At 62.8% G+C, this 25893-nt stretch carries 24 protein-coding genes and 1 pseudogene; 15 read left to right on the top strand and 10 right to left on the bottom strand.

The genetic code is table 11. From position 1 onward, the window contains the following. Positions 1-31: 31 nt before the first annotated feature. Positions 32-1489: a membrane-bound lytic murein transglycosylase MltF gene (gene mltF, locus HU760_RS19125; protein WP_186673161.1), complete on the bottom strand. Its 1458-nt coding sequence runs from the start codon at positions 1487-1489 to the stop codon at positions 32-34. Positions 1490-2005: 516 nt separating this feature from the next. Between mltF and purL the strand changes: the two genes are divergently transcribed. Both purL and HU760_RS19115 read left to right on the top strand, forming a co-directional pair. After that, a complete protein-coding gene (gene purL / locus HU760_RS19120) occupies positions 2006-5905 on the top strand; it encodes a phosphoribosylformylglycinamidine synthase (RefSeq protein WP_186673160.1) in 3900 nt (1299 codons plus the stop codon). 3 nt (positions 5906-5908) lie between these two features. Continuing rightward, positions 5909-6220: a YqfO family protein gene (locus HU760_RS19115; protein WP_186673158.1), complete on the top strand. Its 312-nt coding sequence runs from the start codon at positions 5909-5911 to the stop codon at positions 6218-6220. A gap of 72 nt (positions 6221-6292) precedes the next feature. Here HU760_RS19115 and HU760_RS19110 read toward each other — a convergent pair whose 3' ends face one another. The 6 genes from HU760_RS19110 to HU760_RS19085 form a co-directional block, all read right to left on the bottom strand. Further along, positions 6293-8317, bottom strand: coding sequence for an HET-C-related protein (locus HU760_RS19110; protein ID WP_186673156.1), 2025 nt, complete (start codon positions 8315-8317; stop codon positions 6293-6295). Positions 8318-8417: 100 nt separating this feature from the next. Beyond that, positions 8418-8561, bottom strand: a complete 144-nt coding sequence (locus HU760_RS19105) for a Sec-independent protein translocase subunit TatA/TatB (RefSeq protein ID WP_186673154.1) — start codon at positions 8559-8561, stop codon at positions 8418-8420. After that, the gene (tatA, locus tag HU760_RS19100) at positions 8561-8794 is read right to left on the bottom strand and encodes a twin-arginine translocase TatA/TatE family subunit (protein ID WP_186673152.1); all 234 of its coding nucleotides are present in this window, start codon (positions 8792-8794) and stop codon (positions 8561-8563) included. Before tatA ends, HU760_RS19105 begins: the two co-directional genes overlap by 1 nt. A gap of 123 nt (positions 8795-8917) precedes the next feature. After that, positions 8918-10978 carry a PhoX family protein gene (locus HU760_RS19095; RefSeq protein ID WP_186673150.1) on the bottom strand — a complete coding sequence of 687 codons (2061 nt, stop codon included), beginning with the start codon at positions 10976-10978 and terminating at the stop codon, positions 8918-8920. A 501-nt stretch (positions 10979-11479) separates the two neighbouring features. Further along, the gene (locus HU760_RS19090) at positions 11480-12034 is read right to left on the bottom strand and encodes a L,D-transpeptidase family protein (protein WP_186673148.1); all 555 of its coding nucleotides are present in this window, start codon (positions 12032-12034) and stop codon (positions 11480-11482) included. A gap of 22 nt (positions 12035-12056) precedes the next feature. Next, positions 12057-12608 carry an NUDIX hydrolase gene (locus HU760_RS19085; RefSeq protein ID WP_186673146.1) on the bottom strand — a complete coding sequence of 184 codons (552 nt, stop codon included), beginning with the start codon at positions 12606-12608 and terminating at the stop codon, positions 12057-12059. 123 nt (positions 12609-12731) lie between these two features. On the opposite strand from HU760_RS19085, the gene HU760_RS19080 reads away from it, so the two are divergent. The 5 genes from HU760_RS19080 to purT all read left to right on the top strand — a co-directional run bounded on the left by HU760_RS19080 (position 12732) and on the right by purT (position 15911). Next, positions 12732-13331 (top strand): CoA pyrophosphatase, encoded by a 600-nt coding sequence (locus HU760_RS19080; RefSeq protein WP_186673145.1) that lies wholly within the window; start codon positions 12732-12734, stop codon positions 13329-13331. A 44-nt stretch (positions 13332-13375) separates the two neighbouring features. After that, positions 13376-13900 (top strand): gamma carbonic anhydrase family protein, encoded by a 525-nt coding sequence (locus tag HU760_RS19075; protein ID WP_186673143.1) that lies wholly within the window; start codon positions 13376-13378, stop codon positions 13898-13900. Next, positions 13893-14093, top strand: coding sequence for a DUF1289 domain-containing protein (locus HU760_RS19070; protein WP_186673141.1), 201 nt, complete (start codon positions 13893-13895; stop codon positions 14091-14093). The genes HU760_RS19075 and HU760_RS19070 overlap by 8 nt, the downstream gene beginning before the upstream one ends. Before the next feature lie 92 nt (positions 14094-14185). Beyond that, on the top strand, positions 14186-14653 hold the full coding sequence (locus HU760_RS19065) for a VUT family protein (RefSeq protein WP_186673139.1): 468 nt from the start codon (positions 14186-14188) through the stop codon (positions 14651-14653). Between the two features lie 76 nt (positions 14654-14729). Beyond that, the gene (gene purT / locus HU760_RS19060) at positions 14730-15911 is read left to right on the top strand and encodes a formate-dependent phosphoribosylglycinamide formyltransferase (protein ID WP_186673137.1); all 1182 of its coding nucleotides are present in this window, start codon (positions 14730-14732) and stop codon (positions 15909-15911) included. Positions 15912-15947: 36 nt separating this feature from the next. Here the strand turns inward: purT and HU760_RS19055 are convergent, their stop codons facing one another. The 3 genes from HU760_RS19055 to HU760_RS19045 form a co-directional block, all read right to left on the bottom strand. Next, positions 15948-17249, bottom strand: coding sequence for an MFS transporter (locus tag HU760_RS19055; protein ID WP_186673136.1), 1302 nt, complete (start codon positions 17247-17249; stop codon positions 15948-15950). A gap of 284 nt (positions 17250-17533) precedes the next feature. Beyond that, complete coding sequence (locus HU760_RS19050; protein WP_186673134.1) at positions 17534-18733, bottom strand: transporter associated domain-containing protein; 1200 nt, start codon at positions 18731-18733, stop codon at positions 17534-17536. Positions 18734-18742: 9 nt separating this feature from the next. Then, on the bottom strand, positions 18743-19552 hold the full coding sequence (locus tag HU760_RS19045) for a cytochrome C assembly family protein (protein WP_186673123.1): 810 nt from the start codon (positions 19550-19552) through the stop codon (positions 18743-18745). A 245-nt stretch (positions 19553-19797) separates the two neighbouring features. On the opposite strand from HU760_RS19045, the gene ffh reads away from it, so the two are divergent. The 8 genes and pseudogenes from ffh to xerD all read left to right on the top strand — a co-directional run bounded on the left by ffh (position 19798) and on the right by xerD (position 25771). Next, positions 19798-21174 (top strand): signal recognition particle protein, encoded by a 1377-nt coding sequence (gene ffh / locus HU760_RS19040; RefSeq protein WP_170028509.1) that lies wholly within the window; start codon positions 19798-19800, stop codon positions 21172-21174. 259 nt (positions 21175-21433) lie between these two features. Next, positions 21434-21685 carry a 30S ribosomal protein S16 gene (gene rpsP / locus HU760_RS19035; protein WP_003259424.1) on the top strand — a complete coding sequence of 84 codons (252 nt, stop codon included), beginning with the start codon at positions 21434-21436 and terminating at the stop codon, positions 21683-21685. Between the two features lie 5 nt (positions 21686-21690). After that, positions 21691-22227, top strand: coding sequence for a ribosome maturation factor RimM (rimM, locus tag HU760_RS19030; RefSeq protein WP_186673121.1), 537 nt, complete (start codon positions 21691-21693; stop codon positions 22225-22227). 3 nt (positions 22228-22230) lie between these two features. Further along, complete coding sequence (gene trmD, locus HU760_RS19025; RefSeq protein WP_003252146.1) at positions 22231-22983, top strand: tRNA (guanosine(37)-N1)-methyltransferase TrmD; 753 nt, start codon at positions 22231-22233, stop codon at positions 22981-22983. Between the two features lie 42 nt (positions 22984-23025). Beyond that, entirely contained in the window at positions 23026-23376 is a 351-nt protein-coding gene (rplS, locus tag HU760_RS19020) for a 50S ribosomal protein L19 (RefSeq protein WP_003252148.1), read from the top strand. Positions 23377-23925: 549 nt separating this feature from the next. Next, positions 23926-24519 (top strand): hypothetical protein, encoded by a 594-nt coding sequence (locus HU760_RS19015; RefSeq protein WP_186673119.1) that lies wholly within the window; start codon positions 23926-23928, stop codon positions 24517-24519. A gap of 56 nt (positions 24520-24575) precedes the next feature. Continuing rightward, a pseudogene (locus tag HU760_RS24520) lies at positions 24576-24716 on the top strand (hypothetical protein); the annotation flags it as partial. 158 nt (positions 24717-24874) lie between these two features. Next, positions 24875-25771 carry a site-specific tyrosine recombinase XerD gene (xerD, locus tag HU760_RS19005; protein ID WP_186673117.1) on the top strand — a complete coding sequence of 299 codons (897 nt, stop codon included), beginning with the start codon at positions 24875-24877 and terminating at the stop codon, positions 25769-25771. The last annotated feature ends 122 nt before the right edge of the window (positions 25772-25893 follow it).

The raw sequence follows: 25893 nt of genomic DNA, 5'->3' as shown, positions 1-25893 counted from the left end.
CGGGCACGCCCGCGAAAACACCAGTACAGGCCTACATCGGTGGCGACTGTTCCGCCGGCTTGTCCTTGTTCACCCCCGGCACATGCAGGTTGCCCTCGGCCATCTGGCCTTCGAGCTGCGGTTGGGTCACCCAGGTCAGGATGTCGTAGTAACGGCGGATGTTGGCGACGAAATGCACCGGTTCGCCGCCCCGTGCATAACCGTACTTGGTCTGCCGATACCACTGCTTCTGCGACAGACGTGGCAGCATCTTCTTCACGTCCAGCCATTTGTTCGGGTTGAGTTTCTCGCGCTTGGCCAGGGTGCGGGCGTCTTCCAGGTGGCCGGTGCCGACGTTGTAGGCGGCCAGGGCGAACCAGGTACGGTCCGGCTCCTGGATGCTGTCGTCGAGCTCTTCCTTGATCTTCATGAAGTACTTGGCGCCACCCTGGATGCTCTGTTTCGGGTCCAGGCGGTTGGACACGCCCATGGCCTGGGCGGTGCGCTGGGTCAGCATCATCAGGCCGCGTACGCCGGTCTTGGAGGTGACTTCCGGCTGCCACATCGATTCCTGGTAACCGATGGCCGCCAGCAGGCGCCAGTCAACCTGCTCGACCTTGGCGTAGCTCTTGAAGTGCTTCTCGTACTTGGGCAGGCGCTGTTGCAGATGCTGGGCGAAGGTGTAGGCGCCGACATAGCCCAGCACGTCGACATGGCCGTAGTAACGGTCCTTCAGGCGCTGCAGGGTGCCGTTCTTCTGCGCCTTGTCGAGGAAATCGTTGACCTCGTTGAGCAGGCTGTTGTCTTCGCCTGCGGCGACTGCCCAGCGCTGGTCGCGTGTGTCGCCCAGGTCGAAGGCCACCCGCACGTTGGGGAAGTACACCTGGTTCATCGCCAGCTCGTTGGAGTCGACCAGGGTCAGGTCGATCTGCCCTTCGTCGACCATGCGCAGCAGGTCGACCACCTCGACGGCGTCGGATTCTTCGTATTCCAGTGTCGGATACTGCTTTTTCAGTTCGGCCAGCTGGTCGGCATGGCTGCTGCCCTTGAGCACCATGATCTTCTTGCCGATCAGGCCCTTGGCCTCGGTGGGGCGGGGGCGGCCGTTGCGGTAGATGACCTGGGGGGTCACTTCCAGGTAAGGGTGGGAGTATTTCACCTGGGCCTTGCGCCGTTCGCTGCTGACCAGGCCGGCCGCCGCCAGCACCGGGCCGGAGGGTTTGCCGAGGGCATCGTACAGCTCGTCGAGGTTGTCGGCGGTCTCGATCTGCAGCTTCACGCCGAGATCCTCGGCGAAGTGCTGAACCAGCTCGTACTCGAAGCCGGTTTCGCCATTGCGGTCCTGGAAGTAGGTAGCCGGGCTGTTGCGGGTGATCACGCGCAGCACGCCATCCTCCTTCACGCGCTCGAGGGTGCTGGGTTTTTCAACGCAGGCACCGAGCAGCAGAAAGAGTCCGGTTGCGAAAAGCCATCTGGCGCAACGCTGGCGCAAAGCAGTGTGGGCGAACATAGGTTGCAGTATACGCAAAGGACTGGCCCAACCATATCTCGACAACTGTTAGCTTGTCTGGTAGCGGGTTGTGTGGTTGGAGGGCATTGCGTCAAGGCCGCCAGGCGCTCGCCTCGACGCATTCTGTGCCTGTGAGACCGAGCGCCGCCCGCGCGGCGCATCGCGGATGAAATCCGCTCCTACACTTGTTGCAACGTGGCCACGCCTGTAAGGCCATGGTTGTCAGCCGGTTTGCACGGCTCAAGTGATGCGCCAAGGCTGGCGACCCTGGCGTGACAGGTTCGGCACGTTGCAACAGATGTAGGAGCGGATTTCATCCGCGATGCGCCGCGCGGGCGGCGCTCGGTCTCACAGGCACAGAATGCGTCGAGGCGAATACCCCCCCTCCCAGAAATCTGACCCCGAAGTCCGGTTCCACCGCCCGGCAGTCGTGGCTTAGAGCGGGTGCCGAAACCCTTCGAATTAGGCTAGAATGCACGGCCTCTAAGCACACCCCTTCCTGAGGCTGTCCCGACGATGTTGATCCTGCGCGGCGCTCCTGCCCTTTCTGCCTTTCGCCACGGTAAATTACTCGAGCAACTGAGCCAGAAAGTCCCCGCTGTTACTGGTTTGTATGCCGAATTCGCCCACTTCGCCGATGTCGACGGCGAGCTGACCGCCGACCAGCAGCAGGTGCTGGGCCGTCTGCTCAAGTACGGCCCGAGCGTGCCGGTACAGGAGCCGAGCGGCCGCCTGTTCCTGGTCGTACCGCGCCTGGGTACCATTTCGCCGTGGGCCAGCAAGGCCAGCGACATCGCCCACAACTGCGGCCTGCAGGCCATCCAGCGCCTGGAGCGCGGTATCGCCTACTACGTCGCTGGCGACCTGAGCGCCGCCGATGCCGAGCTGGTCGCTGCCGAACTGCACGACCGCATGACCCAGCGCGTGCTCGGCCAGCTGGAGCAGGCCGCCGACCTGTTCAGCCACGCCCAGCCCAAGCCGATGACCTCGGTGGATATCCTGGCCGGCGGCCGTGACGCCCTGGCCAAGGCCAACATCGACCTGGGCCTGGCCCTGGCCGAAGACGAGATCGACTACCTGGTCAATGCCTTCCAGGGCCTCAAGCGCAACCCGAACGACATCGAACTGATGATGTTCGCCCAGGCCAACTCCGAGCACTGCCGCCACAAGATCTTCAACGCCAGTTGGGACATCGACGGCCAGGCGCAGGAAAAAAGCCTGTTCGGCATGATCAAGAACACCTACCAGATGCACAGCGAAGGCGTGCTGTCTGCGTACAAGGACAACGCCTCGGTGATCGTCGGCAACGTTGCCGGCCGTTTCTTCCCGAACCCTGAAACCCGCCAGTACGGCGCGGTGCAGGAGCCGGTGCACATCCTGATGAAGGTGGAAACCCACAACCACCCGACCGCCATCGCACCGTTCTCCGGTGCTTCCACCGGTTCTGGCGGCGAAATCCGCGACGAAGGCGCGACCGGCCGTGGTGCCAAGCCCAAGGCTGGCCTGACCGGTTTCACCGTGTCCAACCTGCGCATCCCGGGCTTCGAACAGCCGTGGGAGCAGAACTACGGCAAGCCCGGCCGCATTGTCGACGCCCTCGACATCATGGTCGAAGGCCCACTGGGTGGCGCTGCGTTCAACAACGAATTCGGTCGCCCGGCCCTGACCGGCTACTTCCGTACCTTCGAGCAGGCCATCAACACCCCGCGCGGTGAAGAAGTACGCGGCTACCACAAGCCGATCATGCTCGCCGGCGGCATGGGCAACATCCGTGAAGACCACGTACAGAAGGGCGAGATCACCGTCGGCGCCAAGCTGATCGTGCTCGGTGGCCCGGCCATGCTGATCGGCCTGGGCGGCGGTGCCGCTTCGTCGGTGGCCACCGGTGCCAGCTCGGCAGACCTCGACTTCGCTTCGGTACAGCGCGAAAACCCTGAAATGGAACGCCGTTGCCAGGAGGTCATCGACCGTTGCTGGCAGCTGGGCGACAAGAACCCGATCGCCTTCATCCACGACGTCGGCGCTGGCGGTATCTCCAACGCCTTCCCCGAGCTGGTCAACGACGGTGGCCGTGGTGGCCGCTTCGAACTGCGCAACGTGCCCAATGACGAGCCGGGCATGGCCCCGCACGAAATCTGGAGCAACGAGTCGCAGGAACGTTACGTGCTGGCCGTCAGCGCCGAGGACTTCGAGCGCTTCCAGGCCATCTGCGAGCGCGAGCGCTGCCCGTTCGCGGTAGTCGGCGAAGCCACCGCAGAGCCGCACCTGACCGTTACCGACAGCCACTTCGGCAATACCCCGGTGGACATGCCGCTGGACGTGCTGCTGGGCAAGCCGCCGCGCATGCACCGTTCGGTAACCCGCGAAGCCGAGCTGGGCGATGATTTCGACCCGAGCCAGCTGGACCTGGACAACGCCGTGCAGCGCGTGCTCAGCCACCCGGCCGTGGCCAGCAAGAGCTTCCTGATCACCATCGGCGACCGCACCATTACCGGCCTGGTAGCCCGCGACCAGATGGTCGGCCCGTGGCAGGTACCGGTGGCCGACTGCGCCGTCACCGCCACCAGCTTCGACGTCTACACCGGTGAAGCCATGGCCATGGGCGAACGTACCCCGCTGGCCCTGCTGGACGCCCCGGCGTCGGGCCGCATGGCCATCGGCGAGGTGCTGACCAACCTGGCCGGCGCGCGTATCGAAAAAATCTCCGACATCAAGCTGTCGGCCAACTGGATGTCCGCTGCCGGCCACCCCGGTGAAGATGCCCGCCTGTACGACACCGTCAAGGCTGTCGGCATGGAGCTGTGCCCGGAGCTGGGCCTGACCATTCCGGTCGGCAAGGACTCCATGTCGATGAAGACCAAGTGGAGCGAGGACGGTGTCGAGAAGAGCGTCACCGCGCCGATGTCGCTGATCGTCAGCGGCTTCGCCCCGGTGGTCGACATCCGCAGCACCCTGACCCCGCAACTGCGCATGGACAAGGGCGAGACCGACCTGATCCTGGTCGACCTGGGGCGTGGCAAGAACCGCATGGGCGCCTCGATCCTGGCCCAGACCTACGGCAAGCTCGGTGCCGAGGCTCCGGACGTCGACGATGCCGAAGACCTGAAGGCGTTCTTCGCCGTGATCCAGGGCCTGAACGCCGATGGCCACCTGCTGGCCTACCACGACCGTTCCGATGGTGGCCTGATCACCACCGTGCTGGAAATGGCCTTCGCCGGCCACTGCGGCCTCGACCTGCACCTCGACCCGCTGACCGACAGCAAGGCCGATGTGGCGGCCATCCTCTTCAACGAAGAGCTGGGCGCGGTCATTCAGGTTCGCCAGGACGCCACCCCGGATGTGCTGGCACAGTTCAGCGCCGCTGGCCTGGGTGAAGAATGCGTCGCGGTGATCGGCAAGCCGGTCAACAACGGTGAAGTGTCCATCAGCCTGAACGGCGACGTGCTGTTCGACGACGACCGCCGCATGCTGCAGCGCCAGTGGGCTGAAACCAGCTACCAGATCCAGCGCCTGCGCGACAACGCCGACTGCGCCGACCAGGAATTCGACCTGCTGCTTGAGGAAGACAACCCGGGCCTTTCGGTAAAGCTGGGCTTCGACGTCAACGACGACATCGCCGCACCGTACATCAAGAAAGGCGTTCGCCCGCAAGTGGCCATCCTGCGCGAGCAGGGCGTCAACGGCCAGGTCGAGATGGCTGCCGCCTTCGACCGCGCCGGTTTCGCTGCCATCGACGTGCACATGAGCGACATCCTCGCTGGCCGTGTCGACTTCGAAGCGTTCAAGGGCCTGGTCGCCTGCGGCGGCTTCTCCTATGGCGACGTGCTGGGTGCCGGTGAAGGCTGGGCCAAGTCGGCGCTGTTCAACAGCCGCGCCCGTGACGCCTTCCAGGCCTTCTTCGCGCGTACCGACAGCTTCGCCCTGGGCGTGTGCAACGGTTGCCAGATGATGTCCAACCTGCATGAACTGATCCCGGGCACCGAGCACTGGCCGCACTTCGTGCGCAACCGCTCGGAGCAGTTCGAGGCGCGTGTGGCCATGGTCGAAGTGCAGAAGTCCAACTCGATCTTCCTGCAGGGCATGGCCGGTTCGCGCATGCCGATCGCCATCGCCCACGGCGAAGGCCATGCCGAATTTGCCAGCGAGGAGGCACTGCTGGCTGCGGACCTGTCCGGCTGCGTGGCCCTGCGCTACGTCGACAACCACGGCAAGGTCACCGAAGCCTACCCGGCCAACCCGAACGGCTCGCCGCGTGGTATCACCGGCCTCACCAGCCGCGACGGCCGCGTGACCATCATGATGCCGCACCCGGAGCGGGTGTTCCGCGCCGTGCAGAACTCCTGGCGCCCGGATGAGTGGCAGGAAGATGCCGCGCTGATGCGTATGTTCCGTAATGCACGGGTGTGGGTGAACTAAGGCGTGTACAAGCTCGCCTTCTTCGTCCCCGCCAGCCACGTCGAGGTGGTCAAGGCCGCTGTGTTCGCCGCAGGTGGCGGGCGCATCGGTGATTATGACCACTGCGCCTGGCAGACCCTGGGCCAGGGCCAGTTCCGCCCGCTGGACGGCAGCCAGCCGTTCCTCGGGCAAACCGGCCAGGTCGAGGTGGTGGAGGAGTGGAAGGTGGAACTGGTGGTGGCCGACGAACTGATCGCTCAGGTCGTCGCTGCGCTCAAACGGAGCCATCCCTACGAGGCACCGGCATACGAAGTATGGCCATTGGCTGACTTCTGAGCGCGTTGAAGTGTCACTGGTCAAAACCAGAAGCCCCGGCAGTTTCCTGTCGGGGCTTTTGTGTTTCAGGGCCTATCCGAACAGCCCTCGCACGCGGTCCCAGACGCTTGTATCGACCTCTTGGTGAGCATGATCGTGCAATGTGGCAAAGATCGAGACATTGCCGGCTTGCTCGATCATCTCACGGTGCTCGGATGCCCAATGGCTGACCAGTTCGTCCTGCCACTCGCTGTCAAAGGGGTGGGTAAAGTAGCTGCGCGCGATTTTCACCGGATCGAGCAGGCGCGTTCCGTGCCAGTGATGGTACATGGCCTTGCCCACCTCGCGTACCGCAACGCGAGCCATGAGCGCGGCCAAGGTATGCAGAGGATGGACGTCATGGTCTTTGGCGAGTTGTGAATGGGTCGGGTTGGTCGAACCGCACAGTTCAGGATTGCCCAGGCGCAGCGTCTGTAGGTCGTCAACGCTATTGCCGATCAGGTTGAGCAGGGTCTTGTAGCCCAGCTTGAGCAGGTCCTGGGCGCCCCTTATGGGCGAACTGATGAGCCATGAGACCAGCCGCAGGCCATTGAACCCTGGGAGGTCAGCCAGCGTGTCGCGCACCTCGAGGGAGGTCTGCAGATACTGCTGCCATTTCGGGTCAGGATGGTCTTGCAGCAGAATCAACAATGCAACTTCCGAGTTCGCGCGTTGGCCGGGGGTAATGCTCTCGAAGCTGCCGGAAGGCTTGAACAACAGGTTTGCCATTGGCTCGGCCAGGCTGGCGATCACATCGGAGCCGGCGAACATGCCGGTGACTACTGGCCAATCGTGCCTGCAATCGACCTTTGCGGTCCATGGTAATACACGGTCGTGTTTTTGTTTGCGCAGGCTCAGTTCTGCATAGTTGGAGTGGGCGAAGTAGTCTTCGAGCACATGCAAGGCCGCGCCGAACAGGCGCATGCCTTTCGGCGTTGGACCCGCCGCCATGGCGTCACGCAGGCAGTTGCTCATGTAGTCGACCGAAGTGAAGATGTAGCGCTTCATGGAGGTATCAGGGTCGACCTGGAGCAGGGCGTGATCCTCGGCGATGGGCGCCTCGAAGGCTTCGTCGATGGTGCGTGGGTCGACGGTGGGAGGCCAAGGATTGAACGGGTTGTCTATGTGTTCGCTGGGGCGATAGACCCCAAGCATGTCTGGCGTGACCACATAGTGGCTGCGCTCTTGCGGCGTGCTTTGCAGGCTGGGGAAGGCTCTCAGTGCCAGAAGATCGACGAGCTGGGTAAGCACGGCCCTTGAAATCTTGGCCGGGAAGTCCTTGGGGGCATCGGCGGCTCGCACCAGCTTGGGGTCGAGCAACTGTGAGTAGTCGCGCAACCAGTTGCCAAAATAGATCGCCTTGCGCTGCTTTTCGTCAAAGCCTGCATACTTCAGATCTTCCTCGATCGAGCCGTGGCCCCAAGACTCGTACCCATGCGCCTCATTGCCTTGCCCAGCCGAAAAGCCCTCATGGCTCGCATAGCGGTTTTCTCTGTGCTGCGCCCCATGGCCCTGGCTCAGGCGTATGTAGTGCTGCAGCGCCTGCTGATCGACCTGAATGTGTATATCCGCATCACCGCCGTGGAGGTGAGCGACCGTCAACTTGCCAGGCTCGCGTGGTCCAATTTCGCAGAACAGATAAGCAAAGCGGGCACCCTCTTCGAGCCTGGCGTCCTGGGCAACGTGGATGCTGCCTGCGGTCAGGCGAGGTGCGTATTCCTGGCGCAGGAGGCAGTCCAGGTGGTGACCGAACTCGTGTAGCAGGATGATCGCCAGTTCGCAGGCGCCGCTCGGCTGTCGGCGTGCAGCCTCGATCACATCGGGATGCAGGTGGATGATGCGGGTGGCATTGTCGTAGCTGGCCCTGCCTTTGGCTTGTGTACCAATCTGGTGGACCGGGTTGGCCAACGTGCCTTCACCCAGTGCGTCGTGCAAGCACTGATAGCACGCTTCAGGCAGGTCGTCGCCGAATACAGGTGCAAGCAGCAAGTGGAAGGCTTGTGGCGAAAGTGAGGCGGCGGTTTCAGTCAGTTGGTCGAGGGCGAAAGTAGTCGTCAGGCGGTCGAGTAAAGCGCTCATGGCTGGAACTCATGCTGGGGAGAAAAAACCAGCATGAGAATTCCAAATCACCCTGTGGAGCGGGTAACGTGTCCCGCCGCAGGATGATGACCGAACCGTGTCAGCCTCGCGCTCCAACAGTACGCGTAACCCGCGCATCGCCACGGCCGAGGTTGCATGCCGCCAGCGACAGGCGCACCGTGCCCAGCACCAGCAATGCGACGATGCCGACCGGCAGCCGCTCGCTGAAGCCTGCTTCGAGCATCAGGCCTGGCGTTCCGCTTGCTGCTGCCGCGCAGCCTGGCCGGTCAGCGGGCATTGCTGTTGCACCTGCGTGTGGTCACGGGCGTTGGCTTCATTGTCGCCGCCCATGGACTTGCGAAACCCCTGGATCGCCTCGCCCACATCGCTGCCCAGGCCCTTGAGGCGCTTGGTACCAAACAGCAGGAATACGATCAGCAGTACGATCACCAGTTGCCAGATGCCAATGCCACCCATTGCGACCACTCCTGTAAGGTCATGAGAAGGAAGGGCAATCGTGCCTTGCCCAGATGACGGGCACATGACGAATGGTCGCCGGGGCCGGTACAGCAGCACCAGGCGGGGAGGCCGGGCACCTTGTCATACGGTCCCGATCTCCCCACCATCAATACGCTGAATCACTACCGTCGCCGCCCGCGGCCTTAGCGTGGTCCCTGCCGGGGTGGCCTCGGTGGCCCTGTCGGTATACGGCCAGTTGCCCGGGTGTTGGACGTTGATGAACAGCGTCTTGTTGTCGGGGGTGAAGGTGATTCCGGTCACCTCGCAACCATTCGGGCCGACGAAGAAGCGGCGCAGGTCCACCTGGTTCTGCGCATTCACCGGCACCTGTTTGCCGCTGGCATCGACCAGGTTGGTCGGGATCACCGCCAGCAACTGGTCATTGGTGTAGTCGGTCACTGTGCTCTCGCCGTTGTCGGTCTCGAACCACAGCACGCCACGGCTATCGAAGCTCATGCCGTCAGGGCTGGCGAACTGGTTCAGTTCGGTCAGGCCCGAGCGGTTGATGTCGGCGGTGCCAGCCGCATTGGCGCCGAACACGAAGATGTCCCAGGTGAAGCTCAGCTGGTCGTCGCTGTCGTGCCAGCGGATGATGTGGCCGTGACGGTTCGGGCCGCGCGGGTTGGCGGCATCGACCTTTCCAGGGGAACGCGCGCTGTTGTTGGTCAGGGTCAGGTATACGTCGCCGTTGAGCGGGTTGACCGTGGTCCATTCCGGGCGGTCCATCGGCGTTGCACCCACGGCATCGGCAGCGCCGCGGGTGTTGAGGATGATCCCCGGCAGGTCGCCATACAATGCGCCCAGCGTGCTGCCGGCAGTGGTCGTGGTGGCGACGTCCAGCAGCAACCATACCCCGGTGCCATCAGCATTGAAGCGCGCCACGTAAAGCCTGCCCCGGTCGAGGTACTTGGCGCCGGTGGCCAGGCGGTTGGCCGGGTTGGCGTCGGCGGCATCCCACACGGCGGTGGACACCCACTTGTACAGGTACTCGTTGTTCGAGTCGTCACCCATGTACCACACCAGCGGCTTGCCGGCGACCGGCAGGCCCGGGGCGCAGCCCTCGTGACGGAAACGGCCCAGCGCGGTGCGCTTGGTGGCCAGAGTGCCGCTGTCATACGGGTCGATCTCGACGATGTAGCCGTAGGTGCTGGCTTCGTTGCGATAGTCGTCGGTGGCGCTGGCACCTTTGACGGTGACGTCGAAACGGGCGAATTCGTCGGCTACCTCGCTGTTGTCACCAGCCGCGGTTTCCCATTTGTACTGGCCGCTGGAAGTGCTTACGCCAATACGGCGCTGGTCCTCGGGGCAGGTACCTTTGTTGACGAAAATGCCTGGCCAGTTCTCTTCACAGGTCAGGTAGGTGCCCCACGGGGTGTAGCCGTTGCCGCAGTTGTTATTGGTGCCGCGGCAGTGGGTGCCATCCGGCGAATACTTGGTCTTCACATGATCGGTGCCGCGCAGGGGGCCGGTGATGTCCATGCGCGAAGCCGTGGTGAAGCGCCGGTTCAGCGGGTCGTTGTCGACCACCTGCCAGCGCCCGTCGACTTTCTGCAGGCGCACTACGCCGGCGCCGTGGGCGTTGATTTCCTTGCGTACTTCCTCGGCCGGGCGTTTGCCCTTGACATCGGTGGTCGGGCCGGCCGGGTGCAGCGCGGCGGTGTCGATGTACTCGAAGTTGATCGCCAGCAGGCCGTCTTCCGAGCTGCCGTTGATGGGGAAGAAATGCATGCCGTCATGGTGCATGCCCATGGCGTTGGCCTGGTCGGTCGAGGTATTGCTGCCGTCGGCCTTCCATGGGTTGCCGTTGCTGTTGATCGGCGTGCCCCACGGGGCCAGCACATAAGCGCTGTAGCCGGCTGCAACCACGCAGGCGTCAGTGCGCGAGCCGGGGATGGACTGGAAGCCCAATGCCAGTTTTGGCACTTCCGGCTCGGTCACCGGCGGTTCGGTGACGGGATCATCCTGATGCGAACCGCCACCGTCGAAGCAGCCTGTCAGGCCGGTACCGGCAATCATGGCGATGGCGGCACCCAGGCTGCCACGCATCACGCTGCGACGGCTCAGGTAGGCGCCCATGACGCTGGCCATCGGCAGGTTGCCGCTTTGGTTCCGGTCCAGGTTGTCGCCGGTATCTCGACTCATCAAGGTGTCCTTATGTTGGCTGAGTTGGAGGAACCCGCGACTTTAGTGGGCAAATATGATGATTCGTTGGCAGAAATGTTAACGGGGCTTGAAAAAACGGCGCTCAAAAGCAGGCCAGTGCCAGGGCAGCGAGACCTGCACACGCGAAACCCACTGCTCGCTGCTATCCAGCGTCTCGCCGTCCTTTGGCAGGGAGGTGGCAGGGACGGGGCGTCCGGCTGGGGAGGGCGTGCTGCAAAAGGCCAGCAGCCAGCGCCAGGACGGCAACATGGCGAATTCCGGTACGGCAGGCGCCTATCAGGCGAGTGCTCGCCTGTTTGGAAGTTACTTCCTGCAAACTCAAGGCGAAGGCGCTAGGCTCTGTGTGAAAAGCCTTGATACTCGGTGATGCTGCGTTGAAAACAGCCTCGGAATGCTCATTTACAACCCGTAAACTCCGCTTCCTCGGCTGTTTTCGCCTTGCCTGACCTTCGTCTCAAGACTTTTCACACAGAGCCTAGATCAAGGGCGGATCTCGATCAGCGTGCCGTCGCGCACCAGGTCCCACACTTCCTGCATGTCGCGGTTGCGCATGGCAATGCAGCCGTCGGTCCAGTCCAGCGTATGGAAGTACCACTCCGGGTACTCGTCGTTGATCGGCGTGCCGTGAATCATGATCATGCTGCCGGCACTCACCCCTTCACGGGTCGCACGGGCGGCATCGTTGACGTTCGGGTAGTTGATGTGGATGGCCAGGTTGAAGCGGTCGCTTTGCTTGCGCCAGTCCAGCCAGTAAAGGCCCTCGGGGGTCTTCTTGTCACCCTCGCGCTCCTTGGCGCCCTTGGGCTGCTTGCCCAGGGAGATGCGGTAGGTTTTCAGGGGTTCGCCACGGCTGATCAGTTGCAGGCGACGTTCGGACTTGATCACCAGCACCTTGTCGATCAGCGGTTGCATGGCCTGTTGCGAGGGCGATGGGGTTTGCGCTGCCGGCTGGGGTTTGCGGATGATGGTCTCGGTGAACGCCGCCTGGGACACTGAGGTAACGCAAAGGCAGAAAAGGGCAAGCAACCAGCGCATGTAACGGTTTCCCTGAAGGCTTCTAGGTAGTGGTCGAGACATTCATCGGCGGCAGGTATTCATGGCCTATGGGGTACTGCTGCCCGATGCGGTCGCGATAGTAGCATTCTAGTGTGCGTGTGACTGTGCGGAAAGCCAGCTCGCCCCACGGTATCTCGTGTTCCTCGAACAGCCGCACCTCCAGGCTTTCGACGCCGATAGCGAAATCAAGGTCCGCCAGCTCGGCGCGGAAGAACACATGCACCTGGTTGATGTGCGGCAGGTCGAACAGCTGGTACAGCGTCATGCTGCCGAGCCGTGCGCAGGCTTCCTCGACGGTTTCACGACGGGCCGCCTGGTCGAGGGTTTCGCCATTTTCCATGAACCCGGCAGGCAGGGTCCAGAAGCCCCGGCGCGGCTCGATGGCGCGCCGGCACAGCAATACCTGGCTGCCCCAGGTCGGCAGTACGCCGGCAACGATATTGGGGTTCTGGTAGTGGATGGTCTGGCAGGATTCGCAGACATACCGCAAGCGGCTGTCGCCTGCAGGGATCCGCTGAGTGACCAGCTGGCCGCATGTGCTGCAGAATTTCATGTCGGTTTCCTTTCGCTCTGGCTTATCTTGGCGCGACGGCCGGGCCGCCGCAAGCGTACGGGGCTTGGGTGCTGCGCGGCTTTGGTGCATCATGCAGGCAGGCCTTGAATACGAGTGTGCGCAATGCTGGACGAGCTACTTCGCCGAATGAGCAACCACCAACCCGCCTCAATGGAAACCGACCGGCGGTTCCCCGAAGCAGCGGTCCTCTTGCCCATTACCCGTAGCGAAGTACCCGAACTGGTCCTCACCCTGCGCGCCAAGGGCTTGTCCACGCATGGCGGCGAAGTGGCCTTTCCCGGTGGCCGCCGCGACCCGGAAGACCCGGACCTGGTGTTCACCGCATTGCGCGAGGCCGAAGAGGAAATCGGCCTGCCGCCCGGCCTGGTGGAAGTGATCGGCCCGCTCAGCCCGCTGATTTCGCTGCACGGCCTGAAAGTGACGCCATTCGTCGGGCTTATTCCGGATTTTGTCGAGTACCGCGCCAATGACGCCGAGATCGCGGCAGTATTCAGCGTGCCGCTGGAATTCTTCCGCCAGGACCCGCGCGAACATACCCACCGTATCGATTACCAGGGGCGCAGCTGGTATGTGCCCAGCTATCGCTACGGCGAATACAAGATCTGGGGCTTGTCGGCAATCATGATCGTCGAGCTGGTCAACCTGCTGTTCGATGCCGGCATCAGCCTGCACCAGCCGCCTGAGCGTTACATCGAAAACTGAGCGGGGCCTACCCCGCCGTCTGCGTCGCAGCCTGAGGAGCAAGCATGAAATACCGCCTGGGCGACCTGCGGGTCGAGAGCCACCCCACCAGTTGGGCCGCACCCACTGCCACCCTGATCGGCAAGGTACGCCTGCAGGCCAATGCCAGCGTGTGGTTTGGCGCGGTGTTGCGGGGCGACAACGAGCTGATCGACATCGGCGAAGGCAGCAACGTGCAGGATGGCACGGTGATGCACACCGACATGGGGTCGCCGCTGACCCTGGGCAGGGGCGTGACCGTCGGCCACAACGCCATGCTGCATGGCTGCACGGTAGGCGACTACAGCCTGATCGGTATCAACGCAGTCATCCTCAACGGCGCGCGTATCGGCAAGCACTGTATCATCGGTGCCAATGCGCTGATTGCCGAGGGCAAGGAGATTCCCGACGGTTCCCTGGTGATGGGCTCACCAGGCAAGGTCGTGCGCGAGCTGACCGAACAGCAGAAGCGCATGCTCGAAGCCAGTGCCGCGCATTACGTGCACAATGCCCAGCGTTATGCTCGGGAACTGGTGGTTGACGATGAGTGATGCCATGGAACGGCCGGTGGCCTCGCCGTGCGTGAGCATTTGCGCGCTGGACGAGCAGGACATCTGCACCGGCTGCCAGCGCAGCGTGGCGGAAATCAGCCGCTGGGGGCGAATGGACAATGACGAACGCCGTGCGGTGTTGAAGCTGTGTCATGAAAGGGCAAAAGAGGCCGGCCTGGTTTTCGGAAACTGAATGCGCTGCTGGCTCGAGCGCCTGCAGGCAGTGCCGTTGCCTGCTCGGGAAGCCAGCGGTAATCTGTGCGGCTTGCCCCCAGACCACTCGCCATGTTCTATCTGATTGCCTACATCAGCAGCGTAGTGCTGATCAACTACGCCTTCTCCAGCGCACCGCACCTGGACATCATCTGGTCTGCCTGGGGCGGCCTGGTGTTCATCCTGCGCGATATGGTGCAGACCCGCTTCGGCCATGGCGCACTGGTCGCCATGCTGGTGGCGCTGGTGTTGTCCTATGTCACCTCGGAGCCGGCCATTGCGCTGGCCAGCGCCAGCGCATTCTTTATTTCCGAACTGATCGACTGGCTGGTGTTCAGCATCACTCGCCGGCCCCTGCGCGACCGCCTGTGGCTGAGCTCGGCGTTGAGCATTCCGGTGGACACGTTCATCTTCTTCGGCATGATCGGTGCCCTGGCCCCAGCGGTGATCGGCACGGCCATGGCCTCGAAGTTCGCCGGAGTCACTGCCGTGTGGCTGGCCATGGCATTTCGCGCCCGGCGCGCTGCCGCCGTCGGCTGATGGTGTAGAATAGCGGTCCTTTTTCAGCGGGCGGCGCCAAGCCTGGTGCGGCCCCGGACGCCTTCGAGGACCTGAAATGACCCGTATCGGAACCCCCTTGTCGCCCACCGCGACCCGAGTACTGCTTTGCGGCTGTGGCGAGCTGGGCAAGGAAGTGGTGATCGAGCTGCAGCGCCTGGGCGTCGAAGTGATCGCCGTCGATCGCTACGCCAATGCCCCGGCGATGCAGGTGGCGCACCGCAGTCACGTGGTCAACATGCTCGATGGCGTTGCCCTGCGTGCCGTGATCGAGGCGGAGAAGCCGCACTATATCGTCCCTGAAATCGAAGCCATCGCTACCGCCACCCTGGTCGAGCTGGAAAACGAAGGTTTCAACGTGGTGCCGACTGCCCGCGCCACCCAGCTGACCATGAATCGCGAAGGCATTCGCCGCCTGGCCGCCGAGGAACTGGAGCTGCCGACTTCGCCGTACCATTTCGCCGACACCTATGAAGACTACGCCAAGGCCGTGGCCGATGTCGGTTACCCGTGCGTGGTCAAGCCGGTGATGAGTTCGTCGGGCAAGGGCCAGAGCCTGTTGCGCAGCGATGCCGACCTGCAGAAATCGTGGGATTACGCCCAGGAAGGCGGCCGCGCCGGCAAGGGCCGGGTGATTGTCGAAGGTTTCATCGACTTCGAGTACGAGATCACCCTGCTTACCGTGCGCCACGTGGGCGGCACCACCTTCCTCGAGCCGGTCGGCCACCGTCAGGAAAAAGGCGACTACCAGGAGTCGTGGCAGCCGCAGGCCATGAGTCCGAAAGCGCTGGCCGAGTCGCAGCGTGTGGCCAAGGCCGTCACCGATGCCCTGGGCGGCCGTGGCCTGTTCGGCGTGGAGCTGTTCGTGAAGGGGGACCAGGTGTGGTTCAGTGAAGTGTCGCCACGCCCGCATGACACCGGCCTGGTAACCCTGATTTCCCAGGACCTCTCGCAGTTTGCCCTGCATGCCCGGGCGATTCTTGGCCTGCCGATTCCGGCAGTGCGTCAGTTCGGCCCGTCAGCTTCGGCGGTGATCCTGCCGGAAGGCCAGTCGCAGCAGACCAGCTTCGCCAACCTGGGCGCAGCGCTGAGCGAGCCGGATACCGCGATTCGCCTGTTCGGCAAGCCGGAAATCAACGGTACGCGGCGTATGGGTGTGTGCCTGGCGCGTGATGAGTCGGTCGAGCTGGCGCGGGCCAAGGCGACCCGTGCTTCGCAGGCGGTCAAGGTCGAATTCTGATCTGGCCGTATGGGGCCGCAACGCGGCCCCAATCATTCAAAGTGCAGTGTCGCGGGTTTCTTTCAGGCACAGCACGGCAATCAGGCTGATCACCGCCGCCGCCGACACATAGCCCCCCACCCAGCTCAACCCACCCATGCTCACCAGCTTCTGCGCAAAGAACGGTGCCGCCGAAGCCCCGACGATACCGCCCAGGTTATACGCAGCCGAGGCCCCGGTGTAGCGCACGTGAGTCGGGAACAGTTCCGGCAGCAGTGCCCCCATCGGCGCAAAGGTCACGCCCATCAGGAACAGTTCGATGGCCAGGAACAGCGCCACGCTTGCGGTCGACCCCGAGGTCAGCAGCGGTTGCATGGTAAAGCCCGAGAGCACCGCCAGCAGGCCGCCCACCACCAGCACTGGCTTGCGTCCATAACGGTCGCTGAGCCAGGCCGACAGTGGCGTGGCCAGGGCCATGAACACCACTGCGAAGCACAGCAGGCCGAGGAATGTTTCGCGGCTGTAGCCCAGCGTAGTCACGCCATAGCTCAGCGAGAACACCGTCGAGATGTAGAACAGTGCGTAGCACACCACCATGGCCGCTGCGCCCAGCAGGGTTGGCCGCCAGTGTTTGGCAAACAGGTCGACCACCGGCATCTGCACCCGTTCCTGGCGGGCGACTGCCTTGGCGAACACCGGGCTTTCCTCGAGTTTCAGGCGCACATACAGGCCGACCAGCACCAGCGCCGCGCTGAGCAGGAACGGAATGCGCCAGCCCCAGGCACGGAACTGCTCATCGCTGAGCACCAGGGCCAGGGTCAGGAACAGGCCGTTGGCGGCCAGGAAGCCGATCGAAGGCCCTAACTGCGGGAACATGCCGAACCAGGCGCGTTTGCCTTGCGGCGCGTTCTCGGTGGCCAGCAACGCCGCGCCACCCCATTCGCCACCCAGGCCCAGGCCTTGGCCGAAGCGCAACAGGCAAAGGATGATCGGCGCCCACACGCCAATGCTGTCATAGCCCGGCAACACACCGATGGCGGTGGTGGACACGCCCATCAGCAGCAGTGAGGCGACCAGGGTCGATTTGCGGCCGATGCGGTCGCCAAAGTGGCCGAACAGTGCCGAGCCCAGCGGGCGGGCGAGGAAGGCAATACCGAAGGTGAGGAAGGCGGCGAGCATCTGCGCGGTGCCCGACCCGGAAGGGAAGAACACCGGGCCGATCACCAAGGCCGCAGCAGTGGCGTAGACATAGAAATCGTAGAACTCGATGGCGGTGCCGATGAAGCTGGCAGTGGCGACTCGCGCTGGCGAGTTGACCGGCGTGGCAGGCGCTTCGGCATAAGTGCTGGTGGTTGTCATTGAATAGGTCCCTGACATTCTGGTCCGGCTCCATGGGGCTCCATGGATCGGCCTCCGCGAAGGCGTGCATTGCCAAGGGCAGGCACTGTCGCGCGGGTGCCGGTGCGTTTTGTTGTTGTGTGCGCCCGACTGACGATAGCCCAAGGGGATAGGGGCGGGGCGGGCGCTGTTCGGGATGCTGAAGCAGGACCGCAGGGCGTGTCAGGGGAGCGGAGCGGCCGTGGGGCGCCAGGTGCGGGTAGCGGGCGGGACGGCAGGGCTGGGTAAGCGTGACCCGAGTATAGCTAGCGGGTCACGGTCCATACCAGTACCTTGCGAGCACAATTGTCCTCAGTTTCGAGGATTTCCAGGCGATAGCGGCCGATCTTCAGGCAAACGGCGCTTTCCGGGATGCTTTCCAGCGCTTCGGTGACCAGCCCGTTGAGAGTTTTCGGCCCGCCGTCGCAGGGCAGGTGCCAGCCCAGGGTGCGGTTGATCTCGCGCAGTGACGCGGTGCCATCGATGACGAAGGTGCCATCGGGCTGTGGATGCACGTGGGGGTTGTCCAGGCTGTGCTCGTCCTCGAATTCGCCGACAATTTCTTCGAGGATGTCTTCCAGGGTGACGATGCCCAGCACTTCGCCGTATTCGTCCACCACCACGCCCAGGCGGCGTTGCTGTTTGTGGAAGTTCAGCAGCTGCATCTGCAGGGGCGTACTTTCCGGCACGAAATACGGCTCGTAGCAGGCGCTGTGGAGTTTCTCCAGGGTCAGCTCGGCCTTGGGCAGCAGGTGGCTGATCAGCTTGGTGTTGAGGATCGCTTCCACCTGGTTGATGTCGCTGTGGTACACCGGCAGGCGGGTGTGGCGGCTGACGATCAGTTGCTCGATGATGCGTTCGATCGGCTCGTCGAGGTTGATGCCGTCTACTTCGCTGCGCGGCACCAGGATGTCGTTGACGGTGATCTTGTCCAGTGACTGCAGGCCGTCGAGCAGGCCATGGCGCGGCGCTTCGTGCTCGTCGTCCTCATCGAAGTCGTCCGCTTCCGGCGGATGCACGGCCACGGCAGTGGGTTGCATGCGGAATGGGCGCAGGATCAGCCTGGCAATGCCATCCAGCAGGCAGGCCAGTGGTTGCAGCAGGGTCAGGGGCACTTTCAGCAGGCTGACGCCGAGGCTGAAGAAGGCCTGCGGATTGCGCCGAGCCAGGCGCCGCGGCAGGTATTCGGCGAACACCAGCAAGGTGAGAGTGGCGGCCAGGCCTGCCAGCCAGAAACCGTGCTCGCCGCTATGACGCTGGCCGATCAGGCAGGCCAGGCCCAGCACCAGCAACTTGCCCAGGCTGGCGCACAGCACCAGGGCCTGGGCGGGCAGTGCGGCGCCGTCCTCGCCATTGCGCGCGCCATTGAGCAGCTGGCGGGCGGCATCCACCGCAGTGAACAGTGCCGACCACAACAGCGCCAGTGCCAGGGTGCCGAATAGCGGTGCGTACGGCAGGGTATCCATGGGCGGCCGTCAGATATGCAGAATGAATTCGCGAACCAGCTTGCTGCCGAAATAGGCCAGCATCAGCAGGCAGAAACCGGCCAGCGTCCAGCGGATCGCCTTGTGGCCACGCCAACCGAGGCGGGTGCGGCCCCACAACAGCACGCTGAACACCACCCAGGCGACACAGGCCAGCAAGGTCTTGTGCACCAGGTGCTGGGCGAACAGGTTGTCGAGGAACAGCCAGCCGGAGATCAGCGACAGCGACAGCAGGCACCAGCCGGCCCAGAGGAAACCGAACAGCAGGCTTTCCATGGTTTGCAACGGCGGGAAGTTGCGGATCAGCCCGGACGGGTGCTTGTTTTTCAGCTGGCGGTCCTGCAGCAGCAACAGCAGCGCCTGGAACACCGCGATGGTGAACAGCCCGTAGGCCAGGATCGACAGCAGGATATGCGCGAGGATGCCCGGTTCCTCGTCGATCAGCGGCACCGTGCCGGGCGGCGCGAACTGCGCCAGCAGCGCAGTCACCGCGCCCAGCGGGAACAGCAGCACCAGCAGGTTTTCCACCGGTATGCGCAGGCAGGCCAGCAGGGTCAGGGCGATGACTGCCACGGCGATCAGGCTGGCGGCGCTGAAGAAGTCCAGGCTCAGGCCCAGCGGAGTGATCAGCTGGAAGAACAGCGCTCCGCCCTGGGCGAGCACCGCGAAGGTGCCCAGCAGGGTCAGCAGACGCTTGTCGGCCTTGCGGTTGCGGGCCAGGAACGAGCCCTGGTAGATGGCCGCAGCTATATAGAGGACGGCGGCGATCAGGTTGGGGATGAGGCTGGGTGAGGAGACCATAAGTCCTGGTTGGCGAGCCTTTAAAGAGACGGAGTTTGGCATAGATTCCGCTGCTCTAGGAAGACTGGTAGACCGCGTCAGGGCATTCGCGGGCACGCTCACTGCCATAGCCACCGAATATCCCCATAGGTGTGCGCCGCCGCCGCACTTCGCTATAATCGCCGCCTTGCTGTGCCCGGCGGGTATGCAATCCCCCCCTGGGCGCCTGACAAACCTCGGCTTTTACTGGGCCTGAAAGGATCACCATGTTCGAAAACCTGACCGACCGCCTGTCACAGACGCTGCGCCATGTCACCGGCAAGGCCAAGCTGACCGAAGACAACATCAAGGACACGCTGCGCGAAGTGCGCATGGCCCTGCTCGAGGCCGACGTTGCCCTGCCGGTGGTCAAGGATTTCGTCAACAGCGTCAAGGAGCGTGCGGTCGGCACCGAAGTGTCGCGCAGCCTGACCCCGGGCCAGGCCTTCGTGAAGATCGTCCAGGCCGAGCTGGAAAGCCTGATGGGCGCGGCCAACGAAGACCTCGCGCTGAACGCTGCGCCACCTGCCGTGGTGCTGATGGCCGGCCTGCAGGGCGCCGGTAAGACCACCACCGCCGGCAAGCTGGCGCGCTTCCTCAAGGAACGCAAGAAAAAGAGCGTGATGGTGGTGTCCGCCGACGTCTACCGCCCAGCGGCGATCAAGCAGCTGGAAACCCTGGCCAACGACATCGGCGTCACCTTCTTCCCGTCCGACATCAGCCAGAAGCCGGTGGCCATCGCCGAAGCGGCCATTCGTGAAGCCAAGCTGAAGTTCATCGACGTGGTCATCGTCGACACCGCCGGCCGTCTGCACATCGACGCCGACATGATGGACGAGATCAAGGCACTGCACGCTGCGGTCAAGCCGATCGAGACCCTGTTCGTGGTCGATGCCATGACTGGCCAGGACGCCGCCAACACCGCCAAGGCGTTCGGCGAGGCGCTGCCGCTGACCGGCGTGGTGCTGACCAAGGTCGACGGTGATGCCCGTGGCGGTGCCGCCCTGTCGGTGCGAGCCATCACTGGCAAGCCGATCAAGTTCATCGGCATGGGCGAGAAGACCGAAGCGCTCGAGCCGTTCCACCCCGACCGCGTCGCCTCGCGCATCCTTGGCATGGGCGACGTGCTCAGCCTGATCGAGCAGGCCGAGCAGAATATCGACAAGGCCAAGGCCGACAAGCTGGCCAAGAAGCTGAAGAAGGGCAAGGGCTTCGACCTCGAAGACTTCCGCGACCAGTTGCAGCAGATGAAGAACATGGGCGGCCTGGGCGGCCTGATGGACAAGCTGCCAAGCATCGGCGGGGTCAACCTGTCGCAGATGGGCAATGCCCAGGGCGCGGCCGAGAAACAGTTCAAGCAGATGGAAGCGATCATCAACTCCATGACCCCGGCCGAGCGCCGTGATCCGGAGTTGATCAGCGGCTCGCGCAAGCGCCGTATCGCCATCGGCTCCGGTACCCAGGTGCAGGACGTGGGCCGCCTGATCAAGCAGCACAAGCAGATGCAGAAGATGATGAAGAAGTTTTCTGCCAAGGGCGGCATGGCCAAGATGATGCGTGGCCTGGGCGGGATGCTGCCAGGCGGCGGCATGCCCAAGCTGTAACCCCTATTCCGGGTGCCTGCCGGTTGTCCGGTCGGCGCCCTGAACCCCCGCCTTGGTGGGGCAACGGCCGCGAATTTCGCGGCTCAACCGGCGAATCTGGACGGCAGGGCGGGGCCTTGCCGAAAAAGTCATTTGCAAATGTCCGTGTATTCCCCGAGAATATGCGGCCTTTTGGGCACCCGTGTGCCTATTTGGCATTCAGATTTGCAGTACCAGCTGCTGTATCAACTGCAGCACCGACTATAGGAACGATGTTCACATGGTAACCATTCGTCTGGCCCGTGGCGGCTCGAAAAAGCGCCCATTCTACCACCTGACCGTGACCAACTCGCGTAACGCCCGTGACGGCCGTTTCGTTGAGCGCGTAGGTTTCTTCAACCCGATCGCTGCTGGCGCCGAAGTCAAGCTGTCGGTCAACCAAGAGCGCGTCAACTACTGGCTGAGCCAGGGTGCACAGCCGTCTGAGCGCGTTGCTCAGCTGCTGAAGGACGCTGCCAAGGCTGCTGCCTGAGCAGTATGAACGCGACGCCAGAAAAGGCTGACGACCTCATCGTCGTTGGCAAGATTTTTTCGGTTCACGGCGTTCGCGGCGAGGTGAAGGTGTATTCCTTTACCGATCCGATTGAAAACCTGTTGGATTATCCGCGCTGGACGCTACGGCACGAAGGCAAGGTAAAGCAGGTCGAGCTGGTCAGCGGTCGTGGCTCCCAGAAGGGCCTGGTCGTGAAACTGAAAGGCCTCGATGATCGCGATGAAGCGCGTCTTCTGAGTGGTTACGAAATCTGCATTCCGCGGAGCCTTTTGCCCAGCCTGGCTGCCGACGAGTACTACTGGTACCAGTTGGTAGGCCTGAAGGTCATCAACCAGGACGAACAGCTGTTCGGCAAGGTCGATCACCTGCTGGAGACCGGTGCGAACGATGTCATGGTGGTCAAGCCCTGCGCAGGCAGCCTGGATGATCGCGAGCGTCTGTTGCCCTATACGGCGCAATGCGTGCTCGACGTCGACCTGGAAGCAGGCGTGATGCGGGTTGAGTGGGACGCGGACTTCTAAACGATGGGTAACCTTCGCGTAGACGTCATCACGTTGTTCCCCGAGATGTTCTCGGCCATCACGGAGTACGGCATTACCAGCCGCGCGGTGAAACAGGGGTTGCTTCAGGTGACCTGCTGGAACCCGCGGGACTACACCACAGATCGTCACCACACGGTGGATGATCGGCCGTTTGGCGGTGGTCCGGGCATGGTGATGAAAATCAAGCCTCTGGAAGACGCCCTGGTTAGCGCCAGGCAGGCGACCGGAGCAGCGGCGAAGGTGATCTACCTTTCGCCACAAGGCCGCAAGCTGACACAGCAAGCGGTCAAAGGCCTGGCCGAACAGGAATCGTTGATCCTGATCGCCGGTCGTTATGAAGGCATCGACGAGCGCTTTATCGAGGCTCATGTCGATGAGGAGTGGTCGATTGGCGACTATGTGCTTTCCGGTGGCGAGCTGCCGGCCATGGTACTGATCGATGCGGTTACACGGCTGCTGCCCGGAGCTTTAGGGCATGTGGACTCGGCGGAAGAAGATTCCTTCACCGACGGTCTGCTCGATTGCCCGCACTACACCCGACCTGAGGTGTATGCGGATCAGCGTGTTCCCGACGTGTTGCTAAGTGGCAACCATGCACACATCCGGCGTTGGAGAATGAAGCAGTCCCTTGGTAGGACCTTCGAACGACGCGCCGATCTTCTGGAAAGTCGCTCGCTTTCTGGAGAAGAGAAGAAGCTGCTCGAGGAATATCTCCGCGAGCGGGACGATAGTTAAACGTATCGATGGTGGATCGCGTATCCATCTTAGGAGCACAGCATGACCAACAAGATCATCCAGCAGCTCGAAGCCGAGCAGATGAGCAAGGAAATCCCGACCTTCGCACCAGGCGACACCGTTGTCGTTCAGGTTAAAGTGAAGGAAGGTGAGCGTTCCCGTCTGCAGGCGTTCGAAGGCGTCGTTATCGCCAAGCGTAACCGCGGTCTGAACAGCGCCTTCACCGTGCGCAAGATCTCCAGCGGCGTTGGCGTAGAGCGTACCTTCCAGACCTACAGCCCGCAAATCGACAGCCTGGCCGTGAAACGTCGTGGTGACGTGCGTAAAGCCAAGCTGTACTACCTGCGCGACCTGTCCGGCAAAGCCGCTCGCATCAAGGAAAAACTGTCCTGAGTGCAGTTTGCCTGGTGGCCGCGGCCGCCTAGCGAGAAAAAGCAGCCTTCGGGCTAATGCCAGTCAGTCAAGACTGACGCATTTACCTTTAGCCCATAGGCCGCAAAATCCGATGCTTGGAAACGAGCATCGGATTTTTTTTTGCCTGGCAAAAGCACTGTCCTCACTCACGAAATGGCATCAAGGCCAAATGCCCTTGACGGACCAGGGGCTTTGCTTGATCCGGATATCGTCAGGCAGGCTTTTGAAGCAGCAGGTGTCTCGACCATCCACAAGCGCCGCCTGCCGCTTGAAAGCCTCTTCTCGCCGATTTGCAGGCATCAGCGTCGCAATACCTCCTGCCCCATCGGCGATCGGTGGTTTCCTAGAGTGGTAAAGCAACGACCCGCGAAATACCCGACTCGCAAATGAAAATGCCAGTCAGCTTAGCTGACTCGGCCTAGTGCCGGGCTTTTTCGTTTTCCGTCGCTGCGCGGAAGCGGTTCCGAATGGGCGCCTCATCCAGGTCGGTCTAGCCTGCCCGTCTTGCCCACCAACCGGAAATACGCCATGACCGACCACAAAAAACAGTCCTTCACCGCAGTTCTGCAAATTGCCGGCTGCCCGTTGAATACCTTGGACAGCCTGTGCACCGGGCCCGTTATTCTGAGCAATCCCATTGACGGGTTCGGCCCAGGCATAGACGGCAGCCGTGCAATTGGCATGTTGGATTGCTCGGACGAAGATTGGCAGCTAGGCAAAGACATCGGGCTGATTACCTTCGACAGGGGCGCAGTTGCGCTATCGCTGCTTCTGTACTTTCGCCATTTTGATGATGGCTACCGGCTTTATCTGCGCAGCGGCAAGCATCTGGGCGAAGGTGTATTCACCCACGCCAACGGCTTGGTAACTGCCCAGCCCATAGAAGCCAAAGATCCTTCCCTGTGGAAAATGGTCGATGTCCGAACGAGCCAACCCTTCGACCTGACACGGTGCGAGGGCACTGCTTGTGAGATCAGGCTTACAAGTGCCGATGGGCACCCAGTCGAGGTTCACAACCTGTACCCCGTAGGCGCATTTCTGGCCTGTTACCCCGCAGCCCAACAAGGTGACCTGAGCTTGGTCATTCAGCAGCGGGAAGTCGATTGGCTCAACGCGAACTGACAAGCATTGGCCTTCGGGCTGCTTTTTGCGTCTTGAAACCCGTAGATGTGATTGTCATGCCCCCCGAGACCAGGAAATCCACCAACCACCACAACACCTTGCCCGGCGGCACCGCCCTGGCCTGGATGGACGAAGTGTCGTTCATCGCTGCCACGCGCTTCTGCCGCCTGCCATTGGTGACCGTGTCCACGGAGCGGCCCTGTGTGCATGGCAGCCCCAGGATTTCCTCAGCGCTGTGCCATTTGGGGGCTGCCATGCAGCCCAGCGCGACACAAGGCCCCTCGTACAAGGCCCGCGACAACTTGTCGAATGCTGTGAAACACTAGCTCCACCTCAAGTACCCAGCAGCCTCCGAATGCCCGCCCTAGACCATCCCCTGATCGACCAGTTCCTCGACGCCCTGTGGCTTGAAAAAGGCCTGTCCGACAACACCCGCGTGTCCTACCGCAGCGACCTGGCCCTGTTCAATGGCTGGCTGCAGGAGCGTTCGGTCAGCCTGCCCGACGCCGGCCGCGAGCTGATCCTCGATCACCTGGCCTGGCGCCTCGACCAGGGCTACAAGCCACGTTCCACTGCACGCTTCCTGTCCGGCCTGCGCGGTTTCTTCCGCTACTTGCTGCGGGAAAAGCTGGTGGCCGTCGATCCGACCCTGCAAGTGGACATGCCGCAACTGGGCAAGCCCCTGCCCAAGTCGCTGTCCGAAGCCGATGTCGAAGCCTTGCTGCAGGCCCCGGATCTGGGCGAGGCCATCGGCCAGCGTGACCGTGCCATGCTCGAAGTGCTCTACGCCTGCGGCCTGCGCGTTACCGAACTGGTCAGCCTGACTCTCGACCAGGTCAACCTGCGCCAGGGTGTGCTGCGGGTGATGGGCAAGGGCAGCAAGGAGCGCCTGGTGCCCATGGGCGAAGAAGCGGTGGTGTGGTTGCAGCGCTACCTGCGCGATGGTCGCGCCGAACTGCTCAATGGCCGCCCCAGCGACGTTCTGTTCCCCAGCCAGCGTGGCGAGCAGATGACCCGCCAGACGTTCTGGCACCGTATCAAGCACCACGCCCGGGTAGCTGGTATCGACAAACCATTGTCACCGCACACCCTGCGCCATGCTTTCGCCACGCACCTGCTCAACCACGGCGCCGACCTGCGTGTGGTGCAGATGCTGCTGGGCCACAGCGACCTGTCGACCACGCAGATCTACACCCATGTCGCCAAGGCTCGCCTGCAGCAGTTGCACGCCCAGCATCACCCGCGTGGATGAATGTTTTTCATGTTCCGCCGACCGGTCCTTGCAGGGCCCTTCATTGGCGGTGTGATGTGGTAGGCTTGAGCGGTTTGCACCAAGGGCCGCATTGTCATTGCGCATTTTGCGTAGCTGACGCC

Origin of the sequence: Pseudomonas oryzicola, from assembly GCF_014269185.2 — a bacterium.
In the GTDB taxonomy this organism is placed as follows: domain Bacteria; phylum Pseudomonadota; class Gammaproteobacteria; order Pseudomonadales; family Pseudomonadaceae; genus Aquipseudomonas; species Aquipseudomonas oryzicola.
This window is presented reverse-complemented; position numbering and strand designations above follow the sequence as displayed.